This window comes from Sphingomonas sp., assembly GCF_048595155.1.
Classification (GTDB): Bacteria; Pseudomonadota; Alphaproteobacteria; order Sphingomonadales; family Sphingomonadaceae; genus Sphingomonas_I.
The window spans coordinates 40,930-54,439 of sequence record NZ_JBMDXN010000012.1; the positions used below are offsets into that span (position 1 = coordinate 40,930).

Below are 13,510 nucleotides of genomic sequence, written 5' to 3' on the forward strand. Positions count from 1 at the left end.
TGCGCGCGGGGGCTAGCGCCAGGTGGTGATCCGCCCCTTGGCGTCCAGCAGATAGAGCGTACTATTGGCGACGACCGGCGGCAGGTAGAATCCCTTGCCGGCCTTGACCGACGTGCCGATCTTGCCATCGGCGACCGCCACGTTGGTCATCTGCCCCTGATCGCTGACGACCAGCAACCGGCCCCCGGCCAGCGTCGGCCCGTACCAGTTGATCGGCTTGTCCTTCTTCTTGGGGTCGCGATAGCGCGGCAGCTGCGAGATCCAGCGGATCTTGCCGGTCGTGCGCGCGATGCAGATCAGCTTGGCCTCATCGGTCATGACGAACAGCCACTCGCCCGCGAGCCAGGGCGTGTTGATCCCGCCGATCGTCAATTCCCACAGACGCTGGCCGCTGACGAGATCCATCGCCACCATGCGGCCGCCCAGCCCGATCGCATAGACCTTGCCCTGATCGACCACGGGCGAAGCGTCGATGTCCGAGATTGCGGAGACGGAGGTTGAGATCGAGGTCCGCGAAAGCTGATCCTGCCACACGATCCGGCCATTTTCGAAGCGCAACGCGGACAGTTCGCCCGACGAGAAGCCGGCCACCACCGTGCCCTGCGCGATGGCAGGCCCGCCGACCCCGAAGACGGCGGACGTCTGCAGCGTGGCGGACACGGTCCAGAGCGTCGCCCCGGTTGCCGGGTTCAACGCCAGGATCTGATTGTCCTGCGTCAGCACATAGATGTTGCCGCCCCCGATGGCGGGGGCACCCCGCAGCGGGCCGGCCGGGCGTACCTTCCACAACAGCTTGCCCGTTGCGGCTTCCAGCGCCACCGCGTCGCCGCGCCCGGTCGTCGCATAAACCTTGCCGGCTTCGACGCTGACGCCGCCGCCGAACAGGACGGCCTTGTCTCGCTTCACCCCGTCGATCGATGTCTGCCAGACATGCGCGCCGGTCGCGCCATCGAAGGCATGGACGACAGCATCGGCATCGATGATGAACAGCTTGCCGTCGGAAATGACCGGGGTCGAGCCAATGCGCTGCGCGATGTCGCCGCCCTTGATCGTGGCCGACCAGGCCTGATGCAGCGCGGCTGGCAGGGCCGGGTTGCCCATCGACTTGGTGGCGTTGCCGCCCGGCTGGGTCCATTCGGTGTTGACCACGGGTTCCGGCACGGTCACCGGCACATCGGCCAGGCTGGGATCGACGACGACATCGCTGCCGGTGTTCAGCACCGATACGCGTTGCCCCAGCACCGCCGTCTTGGGACCCCGGTCGCCGCGGCCCTTGAACAGCCCGCAGCCGCCCAGCGTGGCCACGAGGGTCAACGCAACCATAGCGCGCGCACGGCGCGAACTCATCGTCATGATCATTCCTTGGATGCGCCGTCAGGCGTGATGACGCCAACGGTCTGGCCGAGCGCGGTCGCGAGCCCGGCCGCACGGCCCCGCAGGCCGGTAGGCACGTTCGTGTCGCGCGCGATGGCGGCAAAGAGCGGGCCGGCCAGATCGCGGCGTCCCATCTTCATATAGGCGATGCCGGTCAGTTCACCGGCGCTGCCGAACCACGGCGCGTTGGCCACCGCCAGCGGCTTCATGCGCGACACCACCTCCGTTGGCGCAATCGTATCGAACTGGAGCGTGGTGGCGCGGATGAGGGCAAGGTCGCGCGTCGCCTGCGGCAGGCCATCATCCTTGGCGATCTCCAGATATTTGGCGGCGGCCGCCGGGGCATCGGTTTTCGCGAGGATGCCAGCCTGGGTGAGCCGCGCCATCGCACGATATCCATCGCGCGAGGAGGATGCCAAGGCGGTCAGCCGGGCATCGTTGGGCTGCGCGCGCCCGATATCGACGTCGCTCAGCACCTGCGTCAGCTGCTCGCCCTCAAGCCCTGCCTGATGCGCACGATGGCTCCGCCACCACAGGAACGCGGCCAGGCCGATCAACAGCAGAAGAACCAGCACGCCGATCACGACGCCCCACTTCTTAGCGAGACCTGTCATCTGGTCGCGGCGGAGATTCTCGTCGACTTCACGTCGAAATGCTTCAGTATCGATGGGCGTTAGCGCCAAACGGCCTCTCCTGGAATCCGCGCGCAGCGCGGGCATACGGCGCCTCTCTAGCGCCGAGTCCGCCTGAACGGAAGCTGTGCGAACGCAGGAAGATTGCGGGACGCCCGATTGGGGCCCAGCGATCGCGATCGTCCGCGATAACGACAGCCAACGATGGTCTCATCGGCCGCATCGGGTATAGACTAGCGGCACAGGGAGTGAAGCGATGCGCAAAGCCATTTTTCTCGGCCGGTCGGCCGACAATGACGGGATGACCCGCGCATGAGCGCGGCCCGGCGCGGGGCGCCCCTGGAGCGGGGTTTTCTGCTGCTGCTGGTCTTCCTTGTCACGATCCTATTCCTATTGCTGGTTGCGCCATTCGCGGGCGCAATCCTGTGGGGCGTCATTGCCGCGGTCCTGTTCACGCCGCTCAATCGGCGCTTCCTGCGCAAGATGCCGGGTCGCGCCTCGCTGGCCGCAGTAATCACCTTGCTGATCATCATCGCGCTGGTGATCGTGCCGGCAATGTTGCTGGGGGCGGCATTGCTGAACGAAGCCTCCAGTGCCTATGCCCGGATCCGCGGTGGCGACATCGATCTTGGCCGCATGTTCGTGCAGATGGAAACGCATCTGCCGGGCTGGGCGCAACGTTGGCTGGAAAGCGTCGGCCTCAACGATTTCGAGGGCGTGCGCAGCCGTATCTCGCAGAGCTTCTCCAGCAGTTTCCGGACCATCGCCAGTCAGATCCTGAGCATCGGCCAGAGTGCATTCGGGTTCTTCCTGGCGCTGGGCGTGATGCTGTACCTCACTTTCTTCCTGCTGCGCGATGGCGATGCCGTAGCCGCGCGGCTGGAACGTGCGCTGCCGCTTCCCGACGGTCAGCGCAAAGCCCTGATCTCCACCTTCGTCACGGTGATCCGCGCCACCATCAAGGGCACGCTGGCCGTCGCCGTCCTGCAGGGGATGATCGGCGGGATCGCATTCTGGATATTGGGCATCCCCAGCGCGCTGTTATGGGGTGTGGCCATGGGCGTATTCTCGCTCTTCCCGGCCGTCGGCACCGGCCTCGTCTGGGTCCCCGTCTCCATCTATCTGCTGGCGACCGGATCGGTCGGGCAGGGTATTGCGCTCGCGCTATGCGGCTTCCTGATCATCAGCAGCGTCGACAATGTCGTGCGCCCTATCCTGGTCGGCCGTGACGCGCGCATGCCCGACTATCTTGTGCTGATCTCGACGCTTGGCGGGTTCGAAATGATGGGTTTCAACGGCTTCGTCGTGGGACCGGTTATCGCGGCGCTGTTCATGGCCATCTGGCAGATCTTCACCGCCGCGCGCGAACAGCCGGACGGCGCCTGGTCTTGACGCGGCGGGTGTCGTCGGAGGACCCGACGACTTAGTTTCGTTGCGTGACGCTACCGTCCGCCGCAACGGACATCTGCGTGCTCGGCTCCGACAATGTTCGCACGGTGAAATCCGCGCCGTCGCCGGTCCATGTGGCGACCGGGTCTCCCGGCTGGATATCGTGCAGGCAGCTTTCGACACGCTTGTTCCAGCGTTCGGTGCGGGTGCGCGTATCGATCAGGCGGACCCAGGTTTCATGCCCCGCCTGGCACCGCGACATGGATTGTCCGCGCGAGGCATAGCTGTCGGTCAGCAGCATGAACGGTCCGCGCGTGCCCAGCAGCGTGATGCTATGATCATTGGCCGGATCCACCTCGGCCGCAGGGAGCGCCACCCGGACCACCGCCGTCCGACCCGCCAGCTCCAGCTTCAGCGCGCCCGCCTGCGCCGCGCCCCCCGGCCGCGCAGCAGCGCAGCCGGCCAGCGTCAGCCCGAGTGCCGCCGCAAGGCTAACCCAGGATCGCATCGGCATAGCAGACCCCCGACGGCTTCCACAGATCGCCCTTCTTGTGGCCGCGCTTATATTCGTCCTTGTCGCGCTTGTGCAGCTCAGCCTCGGTCTTTCCGCTATTCTCCGGCTTCGTCATGTCCCAGCCATTGTTGCCGGTGGCCGTGTCGCACAGAATGTCCGGATTGCGGACCCAAGCCTTGCCGTCCCAGGTGTGATAGGCGCCACCGTTCCACCGGCACACCGCCTCGTGCTGCAACTGCGCGTCGGTGAACGTGCGCCCGCTTTGCGACAGGTAATTGCGCGCGTCCGTGACCTTGCTGGCGAACAGCTTGAGACCGCCGTCGACGTTGCGCTTCCAACTCCACACCTGTTCCATCGTTGGCTTCGGCGTGGTCAACTGGCACATGCCATAACCATTGTCGTAGGATTTGATCGGCTCGCCCGCGGTGTTGAATTGCCGGCCGCGCGATTCATGCTCCAGGATCGCCGAGAAACCCGCACTGTCCGCCTTGGTCGCGAGATAGACCGTGACGTCGTGGATCGTCGGGTTGGTGCCGGTGATGGTGACCTTGACGGTAGCCACCTGGGCCGGCTTGCCGGCAGCCGCCGGCATCGTGGCGCGCACCTCCAGCGTGCCGCCCAGGTCCTGGAGGAACGTCGCGCCGTCCAACTTATTGTCGGGGGTTTCGACCTTCCCCTTCTTGGTGAAGGTCTTCCAGGTGATCGTCCATTCCCAGCTATGGGGGCCCGTCCCATCGGTTTCGAACGGGATCGTCGGTGGCGTCCCATCTGCCGCAATCGTGAAATTCGCCTTCGCAGCCGGAGTGACAAATTTCATGCCGGTCTCCCTCTACCATATCATTCGGACGAATGATCCTTGCCCGAAAAACGCACGAACCGCCTAATCGGGCACAATCGTGATCTTACCGTTACGGCGTGCGTAAAGGTAAGGCGACAGCAGATTGAAATCCTCAGCGAAGGTCGCTTCGATCAATTGCCGCGCGCGGCGACGCGCCTCTTCCTCATCGTCGAAAAGGAAGAGCTGATCCTTGCGCGGCAGGGCGATGATCACGTCACCAGGAAATCGCTTCGCTGCCATCGCCCAAAAATCATCGAGCAGCAGCAGGCTCGGCGACAGCATCGTATTGTCTTTAATATAATAAAGTATGCCGAACTTGAGCGACTCATCGCTCACAAGTTGGGACAGCCACCGGCGCTCATTGTTCATCGCGATGGCACGAAGACTCGCCAGATCCTTGCCGGGCACATCCTTCGGGCTGAGCGGCGCCATCGAATCTTGCCGGTCGGCCATGTAGAGAATCTGGAGGTCCGCCCCCAGCGGCTCGTGGAGAAGCTCCCCGCCCGCCTTCAGCGCCGCATCGATATAGGGCTGAGCCCGGATAACTGCGACAATATGGGGGTCGTCTACCCCTTCAAGCTGCGCTTCCGCGAATGAATTGAGGAAACGGCTGACGAGGAAATCTGGATCCTCCTGCGGATTCCCCCGCATATAATTGAAGAGGTTCGTGACATCACCCACCACCGACCAATCACCAATTGCCAGCTGAAACTTCGCTGGATCGTTCCGGTCAGATGTTACTTTGAAGTCCTTTTGCGTGCGCAATAGTCGTACGACGTGGTCGCGCAGCGCCGCAACATCGGAAAAGCTGCGCGCTTCGGCTTTGCGCCCAAAGAGCCATGCAAGACCAAAAGAGAACATTCCTGCGGCCACTAATCTTCGTCTTTCGAATCGCATCATGTGCCCCCCTGGGGACCATCTTGCGCAATCCAACAACGTAGAGAAAGTCGCCGAGTGAAACATGGGCCTATTGGGCTCTCATGCGCCCAGAATGGCTCAGACGGCCCCTACGCCTTTCAATGGCAAGGCATCGCAAAGCCGCACCAGATCCGGCAGCGATCTGGCGCCCATCTTCAGCATCACCTGGCGGCGGCGCACCTTGACCGTGATCTCGCTCACCCCGAGTTGTCCCGCAATCTGCTTGTTGAGCAGCCCCTGCACGACCAGGAACATCACGGCCTGCTCGCCTTCGGTCAGCTCGGCGAAGCGGCGGGTCAGATCCCGGCTCTTGCGATTGCTGAATCGTCTCTGTCGATCGATCTCGATCCCGCGATGGATAGCATCCAGCAGATCCTGATTGGCAAAAGGCTTGGCCAGGAATTCGATCGCGCCCGCCTTCATCGCGCTGACCGACATGGCGATATCGCCATGGCCGGTGACGAAGATGACCGGGATTGCGGTGCCGTATCGCACCATCTGGCGGTGAAATTCCATGCCGCTCTGTCCAGGCATGCGCACATCCAGCACCAGACAGGCCGGCCGATCCGGCTTTCTCGCATCCAGAAAATCTCTGGTCGATCCAAACAGCATCGCTTCCAGCGCCACCGAGGCTAGCAGATCCTCCAAAGCGGCACGGACCGACGCATCGTCATCGACGACATAGACGATCGCGGCGTCCTCAATCGAAGACACGTCCCGGCTCATGCCGCGGCCGCATGGGCAGGCAGGCGGACATGGAAACGTGCCCCGTGCGGCTTCATCCGATCGACCCACATCACCCCACCATGGGCTTCCACGATCGTGCGGCTGATGGTGAGGCCGATGCCCGTTCCGCCTTCCTTGGTGGTGAAGAAGGAATCGAACAAGCGCGCCAGATGATCGTCACGGATGCCGATGCCGGTATCGCTGGCAGAAATTTCCACATCGCCATTGACGTCCACCATCGCGGCGATCGTCAAGGAGCGGCGGCTGGGCGGAACCTGTGCCATGGCTTCGATCGCGTTGAGGATCAGGTTGCAGACGACCTGCTGTAGCTGCACCCGATCGCCCAGGACGGTGGGCAAAGCGTCCGCAAGTGCCAGTTGGACGGCGATTGCGTGGCGCTGCAATTCGCCGCCGGACAATTCGACCGCCTCTTCGATCACGTCGTCGACGCGGATCAGCCGCAATGCCGGCGGATCGCCCCGGGCATGGTCACGCACCCGCGCGAGAACGGTGCTGGCGCGACTGGCATCCTCCACCACCCGCACGAGCGCCGAGCGCGCGCGATCGACATTGGGGGGCGTCGCGCTCAACCAGCGCAACGCGGTGTCGCCGCTGGTGGCAATTGCGGCGAGCGGCTGGTTCACCTCATGCGCGATCGACGCCGCCAACTCGCCTAGGCTTGTGACGCGGGCGACACGGATCAATTGCGCGCGCGCGGCATGGGCGGCGCCCTCCGCCGCAACCATCTTCAGCCCCAGATAGGTGGTGATGGCGATGGTCGAGACGCTGATTGCCAGGTTGACCAGCCCGGCCTCGCGCGATCCTGTTTTACTGATGAAGAAACTGATCAGCGTCAGCACCACGCATGCTGCCGCAAGAGCGATGACATAGCGACCCGCAAACCGCCCGATCGCAAGGAGCACGACCGCGATGTAGAAGACCGCGGTCGCTATCTCCAAATCGGTCAGCGTATCGAACACGAAGATGGCGAGCATCACGAGCGCCATCGCCGGAACCCTGATGATCGGCTTGCGGAAGATCCGGTGCAGCCCATGCAACGCTGCGGATGCTCCGGACGCTTTTTCTACGATCGTTTCGGACATCTTCGTGCATCCTCGCCTACCGCGGTCAAACGGGACGTGAACCGTCGCCTGTTCGCGCTGGCCTCGCATAAGGCGCCGTCCCTGCGCATCCAATCGCGCGCGATGGCCCGATATACCTTCGTATAATCCGGCTTTCCTGATGCATTGTCGATCGGGCGCAGACCGCCGCCTATCGGCGCGATGCTGCCGAAGCGGCCCTGCGGCAACGCCCGGACGGCAGCGTCTTGGTGTCGCACGCCATGCAGACTAGCCTGGGAATTCCTGATGCCATTCCATGAAGAGCCAGTGCGCCGTCGCGGCGTTCGGCCCATCACGTCCGCCGCGCCCATCGGCATACTGGCCGCGCTGCTCTGCACCTTGTCGTCCTGTGGATCGAAGACGCCGACGGCCACCCCCGACGTGCCAAGCTTTATCGCACAAGGCGGCCGCGTGACAATTCCCGCGCAGTCCCCTCTTCGTACGCGCCTGGTGATCGCGCGGGTGGGCGATAGCGACCTTGGTCGCCAGATCGCTGCCCCGGCGGTCGTGGAGGCCGATCCCGGACATCAGGCCCGCATCCTCACGCCGATCGCAGGTCGGATCGTCACGCTGGGTGCACGGCTTGGCGATCATGTCCGGGCCGGCGAGATGCTCGCCACCCTCGCCTCGCCCGATCTATCATCCGCCCTGGCCGACGATGCGCATGCCCAGGCGCAGTTGCGCCTGACATCCGCCGCCCGCACCCGCGCGCTCGGCCTGAAGGCGATCGGCGGCGCGGCCGACAAGGATGTGCAGCAAGCACAGGCCGATTATGCCGCCGCGCAGGCCGAGGCCACCCGGACGCACGCGCGGCTGCGGCAACTGGGCCAATCGCGAATGGTGAAGGGCGGAGGGCTTGCGCTGGTCGCGCCGGCGGCTGGCGTCGTCACCGATCTCGCCGCCGCGCCCGGTGCCTATTGGACCGATCTCACCGCACCGCTGATGACGATTTCGAATATCGGGACGGTGTGGGTCACCGCCAATGTGGGCGAAGCGGATATCGCGTCCGTCCATATCGGCCAACCGGTGCAGATCCGCTTCGATGCCTTTCCGGACCAAGGAATTGCGGGCCGCGTTCAATCGATCGCGCCGATTCTGGATCCGGATAGCCGCCGCACCAAAGTCCGGATCGCGATCGCCAATCCGGATGAGCGCTTCAAGCCCGGCATGTTCGCAACAGTGCGCTTCGCGGCAGCGGCCGAGCGGGCACCCTCCATTCCCACCAGCGCCCTGCTGCTGAAGGACGATGCGACGACCGTGTTCGTGGAGATCGCGCCCTGGACGTTCGAGCGCCGCGTGGTCGACACCGGCGACGAACAAGGTGACCGCACGACGATTGCGCATGGCCTTGCGACAGGACAGCGGATCATCGCCAAGGGCGGCGTACTGCTCGATGATTGAGCGGTTCATCCGGCTGGCGATCACGCGGCGCAGGATCGTCCTGCTGATCGCGGCGCTGGTCGCGGCCTATGGCTGGTATTCGTGGCGGCAGCTGTCGATCGAGGCCTATCCCGACATCGCCGACGTCAGTTCGCAGGTGATTACCCAGGCCCCCGGTCTCGCGGCCGAAGAGGTCGAGCAGCAGATCACGATCCCGCTGGAACGCGCGCTCAACGGCACGCCGGGCCTGACGATCATGCGGTCCAAGAGCACGTTCGGCCTATCCCTGATCACACTCGTGTTTCGCGACGGATCGGAGGATTATTGGTCGCGCCAGCGCATCCAGGAGCGCATCCAGGGCGTGACCTTGCCCACCGGGATCACGCCGGGGCTCGATCCGCTCACGTCGCCGATCGGCGAAATCTATCGCTACACGCTGGAATCCGACACGCTGGGCCAACGCGAATTGTCGGAACTGCAGCAGTGGGAGGTGATCCCGGCCTTGTCGCAGATCCAGGGCGTGGCGGGCGTCAATAATTTCGGCGGGATCACCACCCAATATGAGGTGGAGCTGGACCCCGCCCAGCTGCAGCGCTTCGGCCTGTCGCTGAAGGCGGTCGAGGATGCGATCACCGCCAACAATCACAGCACCGGCGGCAGCGTGATCACGCGCGGCGAGCAGGGCTATGTCGTGCGCGGCGTCGGCGCGCTGCATGATCTGAGCGATCTCGGCAATGTCGCGGTCACCCAGAAGGGAGGCTCGCCCGTGCTGGTGCGCGATCTCGGCAAGGTGCGGCTGAGCCAGATGGAACGGCACGGCATCCTCGGCAAGGATGAGCATGGCGATGCGATCGAAGGGATCGTGACGTTGCTGCGGGGCGAAAACCCCTCGCGGGTCATGGACGACGTCCATGCCAAGGTACAGGAACTCAACGTCGAGCTGGCGCGCAAGGGCGCGCGCATCGTGCCTTATCTCGACCGGTCGGATCTGGTGCACACCACGATCGACAAGGTGTCGCATACCGTCCTGGAAGGCGTCGGGCTGGTCCTGATCGTGCTGATCCTCTTCCTGGGCAGCGTGCGCAGCGCCCTGATCGTCGCGGTCGTCATTCCGCTGGCGATGCTGATCGCGTTCATTCTAATGAACGTCACGCATGTGCCCGCGAACCTGCTGTCGCTCGGCGCGATCGACTTCGGGATCATCGTCGACGGTGCGATCGTGATGATGGAATCGCTGCTGCGGCGACGGGAGGCGCGGCCCGACAAGCCGTTGACGCGTGCCGAGGCGGTGGATGCCGCGGTCCAGGTCGGCCGACCGATCTTCTTTGCGACGATCATCATCATCACGGCCTATATGCCGTTGTTCGCGTTCCAGCGGATCGAAGCGAAACTGTTCACGCCGATGGCCTTCACGGTCAGCTATGCCCTGCTGGGCGCGCTGCTGGTGGCGATGACCCTGGTGCCGGGCCTGGCCTATATCGCCTTCCGCAAGCCCACGAAGACCTTCCACAACCCGGTACTGGTGCGGATTGAGCGCGGCTATGGCGTCGCCCTGCGCCGTTGCCTTGCCACGCCGGCGATCATCTATGGCGTGGCCGGTGTCGCCGCGGTCGCCGTGCTGCTGCTGGGCGCGACGGTCGGCCGCGAATTCCTGCCGGCGCTGGATGAGGGATCGATCTGGCTTCAGGTTCAGTTGCCGAGCGGCATTTCGCTGCAGGAAGGCAAGGCCATGGCGGACGAGCTGCGGCGCGCCGTGCGGACCTTCCCGGAAACCTCCTATATCGTGACGCAGCTCGGCCGGAATGACGACGGCACCGATCCGTTCACGCCATCGCACATCGAAGCGAGCGTGGGCCTGCACCCGCCCGGCACCTGGCCCTCCGGCGAGACCAAGGCCGATCTGATCCGGCGCATGGATGCCAAGTTCAAGACGATGCCGGGCTTCACGGTCGGCTTCAGCCAGCCGATGATCGACGGTGTCTATGACAAGATGGCGGGCGCCCATAGCGAGCTGGTTATCAAAATCTATGGCGACGATTTCGCCGAGCTGCGCCGGATCGGCAATGCGATCGTCACTGTCCTGAACAAGACGCCCGGGTCGGCCGATGTGGCGCTGGATCAGGAACCACCGCTGCCGCAGCTGGTGATCCGGATCGACCGCGCCGCCTGTGCCCGCCTGAACGTCAATGCGGGTGATATTGCAGACCTGATCCAAACCGGTATCGGCGGTGCCGGCATCGACCAGCTCTATGTCGGCGATCGCCGCTACGATATTGCCGTCCGCTTTCCCGCCGCGGCCCGCAGTACGCTTGGCGAGATCCGCAACCTGCCCATCACGACCGGCACCGGCGCGCAGGTTCCGCTGTCCGCCGTCGCCGATATCCAGCTGAAGATGGGCGAGAGCACGATCACGCGCGAGATGGGGCATCGCCATCTGACGGTGAAGCTCGACTATCGCGACCGCGATTTGAGCTCCTTCCTGCATGACGCCCAGCGGAACATCGCGGCGCAGGTCAAGTTCGACAAGACAAACTATCATCTGGAATGGGGCGGCCAGTTCGAAAATCAGGCGCGTGCAGAGAGCCGCCTGCGCGTGATCCTGTGCGTCATGTTCGCTGCGATGGGGTTGCTTCTCTACATTCAGTTCGCGCTGGTGCGGCAGGTGCTGCTGATCCTCGGCGCGGTCCCGCTGGCGACGCTGGGCGGCCTGGTCGCGCTGCACCTGACCCATTCGACGCTGAACGTCGCTTCCTCCGTCGGCTTCATCGCGCTGTTTGGCGTGGCGATCCAGAATGCGATCATCATGGTGTCGAACCTCAATACGCATCGGGTCGACGGCGAGGGTCTGCTGGAAGCGGTGCTGCGCGGCGCCAATGAGCGGCTGCGGCCGGTCTTGATGACGGCGACCGTTGCCACGATCGGCATGCTGCCGGCCGCAGTCCACACCGGTGTCGGCAGCGACGTCCAACGCGGCCTCGCCACGGTGGTAGTGGGCGGCCTGATCGTCGCCACGGCGCTGACCTTATTCGTCGTGCCGACGCTGTATTATGTGATCGAGCGCGCCGCTTCGCGCCGGGCAGCACGGCGGCAAGGACGGCCGCAAGGCGCGGTGACCGCCGAGGGAGCATGATGATGGCGACCGCATTTCCACGCCGCACAGGCGTCTGCCTGGCCTTGCTGCTCCTTTCGGGCTGCGCCGTCGGGCCGAACTTCCACCAGCCGGCCGCGCCGGCCGATGCAGCCTATGCCAATGTGCCGGCGGACGGCCGAACCGTGGTAGAGGCGGATATTCCGGGCGACTGGTGGAGCTTGTTCAAGTCGCCTGCGATCGATGCGCTGGTGCGGCGTAGCCTGGCGGCCAATCCCGATCTGGCAGCGGCTCGAGCCGCGTTGCGCCAATCGCAGGAACTGGCCGCCGCCGACCATGGCGCCTATCTGCCGAGCGTCGATGTGGCAGCGTCGACCTCGCGCGCCCGCAACCCCAACGTCCTCGCCTCCCCGCTTCAATCCAATCAAAACCTCTACACGCTGCATACGGGGCAGCTGAACGTCGGCTATCAGCTGGACCTGTTCGGCGGCGTGCGGCGGCAAGCCGAAAGCAGTAGCGCGGCGGCTGAGGCACAGCGTTTCCAGATGGAAGCCGCCTATCTGACGCTCACCTCAAACATCGTCACCGCCGCGATCACGGAGGCGTCGCTACGCGCGCAGATCGCGACGACCCGCAACAGCATCACCGCCCAGACCCAGATCCTTCAGATCATGCGGGGTCGGCAGCGTCTGGGCGACGCGGCCGAAGCGGATGTCGCCGCCCAGCGGGTCCTGCTGGCGCAAACCGAACAGAGCTTGCCTGGACTGCTCCGCCAGCTGGCCCAGCAGCGCGATCTGATCGCGGCATTGACCGGTCAGATGCCCGATGCGCAACAGCCCGACATCGACTTTGCGCAATTGTCCTTGCCGCAAAGCCTGCCCATCAGCCTGCCGGCGCAGCTGGTCGATCAGCGGCCCGATGTACGTGCCGCCGCCGCCAATCTGCATGCCGCGGCCGCCCAAGTGGGCGTCGCCATCGCCGCGCGCCTGCCGGCGATCACGCTGAGCGGCAGCGTCGGCGGCGCATCCACCGACTTCGCCTCCCTGCTCGCCCACGGCAACATCTTGTGGAGCATCGTCGGCGGGCTGACCGCCCCCATCTTCGACGGTGGCACATTGCGCCATCGCCAGCATGCGGCCGAGGCCGCCTATGACGAGGCCAAGGCCCAATATCGCAGCGCCGTTCTTGCCGCTTTCCAGAATGTGTCGGACACGCTGGCGGCGATCATCACCGATCGTGACGCACTCAAGACCGCGGAGCAGGCCAAGCGCGCCGCATCGGCCAGCGTCACCATCGCGCGCGGCCAGGCGCGGCTGGGGGCGATCGCGCCTTTGCAGTTGCTGAATGCCGAGCAGGCTTATTGGCAGACGGATCTAACCCTGCAGCAGGCGCGTGCCGCCGTGTACAGCGACAGCGCCGCTCTGTTCCAGGCGATGGGGGGCGGCTGGTGGCACCGCAACGATGTCGTGGCCGGGTGATGCACCGGGCGCTCGCCTGCCTCTGCCTTGCCGTCGCGGGCGTAGCGGTATC

Annotated in this window: 11 protein-coding genes; 4 read left to right on the forward strand and 7 right to left on the reverse strand. The window is 64.8% G+C overall.

The window, feature by feature from the left end; genetic code table 11:
* Positions 1-12: 12 nt before the first annotated feature.
* Positions 13-1,353 (reverse strand): PQQ-binding-like beta-propeller repeat protein, encoded by a 1,341-nt coding sequence (locus ACOJSI_RS02545; protein ID WP_420136690.1) that lies wholly within the window; start codon positions 1,351-1,353, stop codon positions 13-15.
* 2 nt (positions 1,354-1,355) lie between these two features.
* Positions 1,356-1,988 carry a tetratricopeptide repeat protein gene (locus tag ACOJSI_RS02550; RefSeq protein ID WP_420136691.1) on the reverse strand — a complete coding sequence of 211 codons (633 nt, stop codon included), beginning with the start codon at positions 1,986-1,988 and terminating at the stop codon, positions 1,356-1,358.
* 330 nt (positions 1,989-2,318) lie between these two features.
* On the opposite strand from ACOJSI_RS02550, the gene ACOJSI_RS02555 reads away from it, so the two are divergent.
* Positions 2,319-3,398: an AI-2E family transporter gene (locus tag ACOJSI_RS02555; RefSeq protein WP_420136692.1), complete on the forward strand. Its 1,080-nt coding sequence runs from the start codon at positions 2,319-2,321 to the stop codon at positions 3,396-3,398.
* Positions 3,399-3,429: 31 nt separating this feature from the next.
* On the opposite strand, the gene ACOJSI_RS02560 is transcribed toward ACOJSI_RS02555, so the two are convergent.
* The 5 genes from ACOJSI_RS02560 to ACOJSI_RS02580 all read right to left on the reverse strand — a co-directional run bounded on the left by ACOJSI_RS02560 (position 3,430) and on the right by ACOJSI_RS02580 (position 7,494).
* Positions 3,430-3,903: a hypothetical protein gene (locus ACOJSI_RS02560; protein ID WP_420136693.1), complete on the reverse strand. Its 474-nt coding sequence runs from the start codon at positions 3,901-3,903 to the stop codon at positions 3,430-3,432.
* Positions 3,887-4,726, reverse strand: coding sequence for a hypothetical protein (locus ACOJSI_RS02565; RefSeq protein WP_420136694.1), 840 nt, complete (start codon positions 4,724-4,726; stop codon positions 3,887-3,889). Before ACOJSI_RS02565 ends, ACOJSI_RS02560 begins: the two co-directional genes overlap by 17 nt.
* A gap of 63 nt (positions 4,727-4,789) precedes the next feature.
* On the reverse strand, positions 4,790-5,647 hold the full coding sequence (locus ACOJSI_RS02570) for a DUF1444 family protein (protein WP_420136695.1): 858 nt from the start codon (positions 5,645-5,647) through the stop codon (positions 4,790-4,792).
* A 96-nt stretch (positions 5,648-5,743) separates the two neighbouring features.
* Entirely contained in the window at positions 5,744-6,391 is a 648-nt protein-coding gene (locus ACOJSI_RS02575; RefSeq protein ID WP_420136696.1) for a response regulator transcription factor, read from the reverse strand.
* Entirely contained in the window at positions 6,388-7,494 is a 1,107-nt protein-coding gene (locus ACOJSI_RS02580) for a sensor histidine kinase (protein ID WP_420136697.1), read from the reverse strand. The genes ACOJSI_RS02575 and ACOJSI_RS02580 overlap by 4 nt, the downstream gene beginning before the upstream one ends.
* A 264-nt stretch (positions 7,495-7,758) precedes the next feature.
* Between ACOJSI_RS02580 and ACOJSI_RS02585 the strand changes: the two genes are divergently transcribed.
* Genes ACOJSI_RS02585 through ACOJSI_RS02595 form a run of 3 tightly spaced genes read left to right on the forward strand, consistent with a single transcriptional unit; the run spans position 7,759 to position 13,458 of the window.
* The gene (locus ACOJSI_RS02585) at positions 7,759-8,913 is read left to right on the forward strand and encodes an efflux RND transporter periplasmic adaptor subunit (protein ID WP_420136698.1); all 1,155 of its coding nucleotides are present in this window, start codon (positions 7,759-7,761) and stop codon (positions 8,911-8,913) included.
* Positions 8,906-12,022 carry an efflux RND transporter permease subunit gene (locus ACOJSI_RS02590; RefSeq protein WP_420136699.1) on the forward strand — a complete coding sequence of 1,039 codons (3,117 nt, stop codon included), beginning with the start codon at positions 8,906-8,908 and terminating at the stop codon, positions 12,020-12,022. Before ACOJSI_RS02585 ends, ACOJSI_RS02590 begins: the two co-directional genes overlap by 8 nt.
* A 2-nt stretch (positions 12,023-12,024) precedes the next feature.
* The gene (locus ACOJSI_RS02595) at positions 12,025-13,458 is read left to right on the forward strand and encodes an efflux transporter outer membrane subunit (RefSeq protein WP_420136700.1); all 1,434 of its coding nucleotides are present in this window, start codon (positions 12,025-12,027) and stop codon (positions 13,456-13,458) included.
* Positions 13,459-13,510 lie beyond the last annotated feature (52 nt).

What these genes read in the sequence shown, in the direction of transcription:
- ACOJSI_RS02545 (WP_420136690.1), bottom strand. Translation starts at nt 1,353, where the DNA reads ATGACGATGAGTTCGCGCCGTGCGCGCGCTATGGTTGCGTTGACCCTC.
- ACOJSI_RS02565 (WP_420136694.1), bottom strand. Translation starts at nt 4,726, where the DNA reads ATGAAATTTGTCACTCCGGCTGCGAAGGCGAATTTCACGATTGCGGCA.
- ACOJSI_RS02560 (WP_420136693.1), bottom strand. Translation starts at nt 3,903, where the DNA reads ATGCGATCCTGGGTTAGCCTTGCGGCGGCACTCGGGCTGACGCTGGCC.
- ACOJSI_RS02595 (WP_420136700.1), top strand. Translation starts at nt 12,025, where the DNA reads ATGGCGACCGCATTTCCACGCCGCACAGGCGTCTGCCTGGCCTTGCTG.
- ACOJSI_RS02575 (WP_420136696.1), bottom strand. Translation starts at nt 6,391, where the DNA reads ATGAGCCGGGACGTGTCTTCGATTGAGGACGCCGCGATCGTCTATGTC.
- ACOJSI_RS02580 (WP_420136697.1), bottom strand. Translation starts at nt 7,494, where the DNA reads ATGTCCGAAACGATCGTAGAAAAAGCGTCCGGAGCATCCGCAGCGTTG.
- ACOJSI_RS02555 (WP_420136692.1), top strand. Translation starts at nt 2,319, where the DNA reads ATGAGCGCGGCCCGGCGCGGGGCGCCCCTGGAGCGGGGTTTTCTGCTG.
- ACOJSI_RS02550 (WP_420136691.1), bottom strand. Translation starts at nt 1,988, where the DNA reads ATGACAGGTCTCGCTAAGAAGTGGGGCGTCGTGATCGGCGTGCTGGTT.
- ACOJSI_RS02570 (WP_420136695.1), bottom strand. Translation starts at nt 5,647, where the DNA reads ATGATGCGATTCGAAAGACGAAGATTAGTGGCCGCAGGAATGTTCTCT.
- ACOJSI_RS02585 (WP_420136698.1), top strand. Translation starts at nt 7,759, where the DNA reads ATGCCATTCCATGAAGAGCCAGTGCGCCGTCGCGGCGTTCGGCCCATC.
- ACOJSI_RS02590 (WP_420136699.1), top strand. Translation starts at nt 8,906, where the DNA reads ATGATTGAGCGGTTCATCCGGCTGGCGATCACGCGGCGCAGGATCGTC.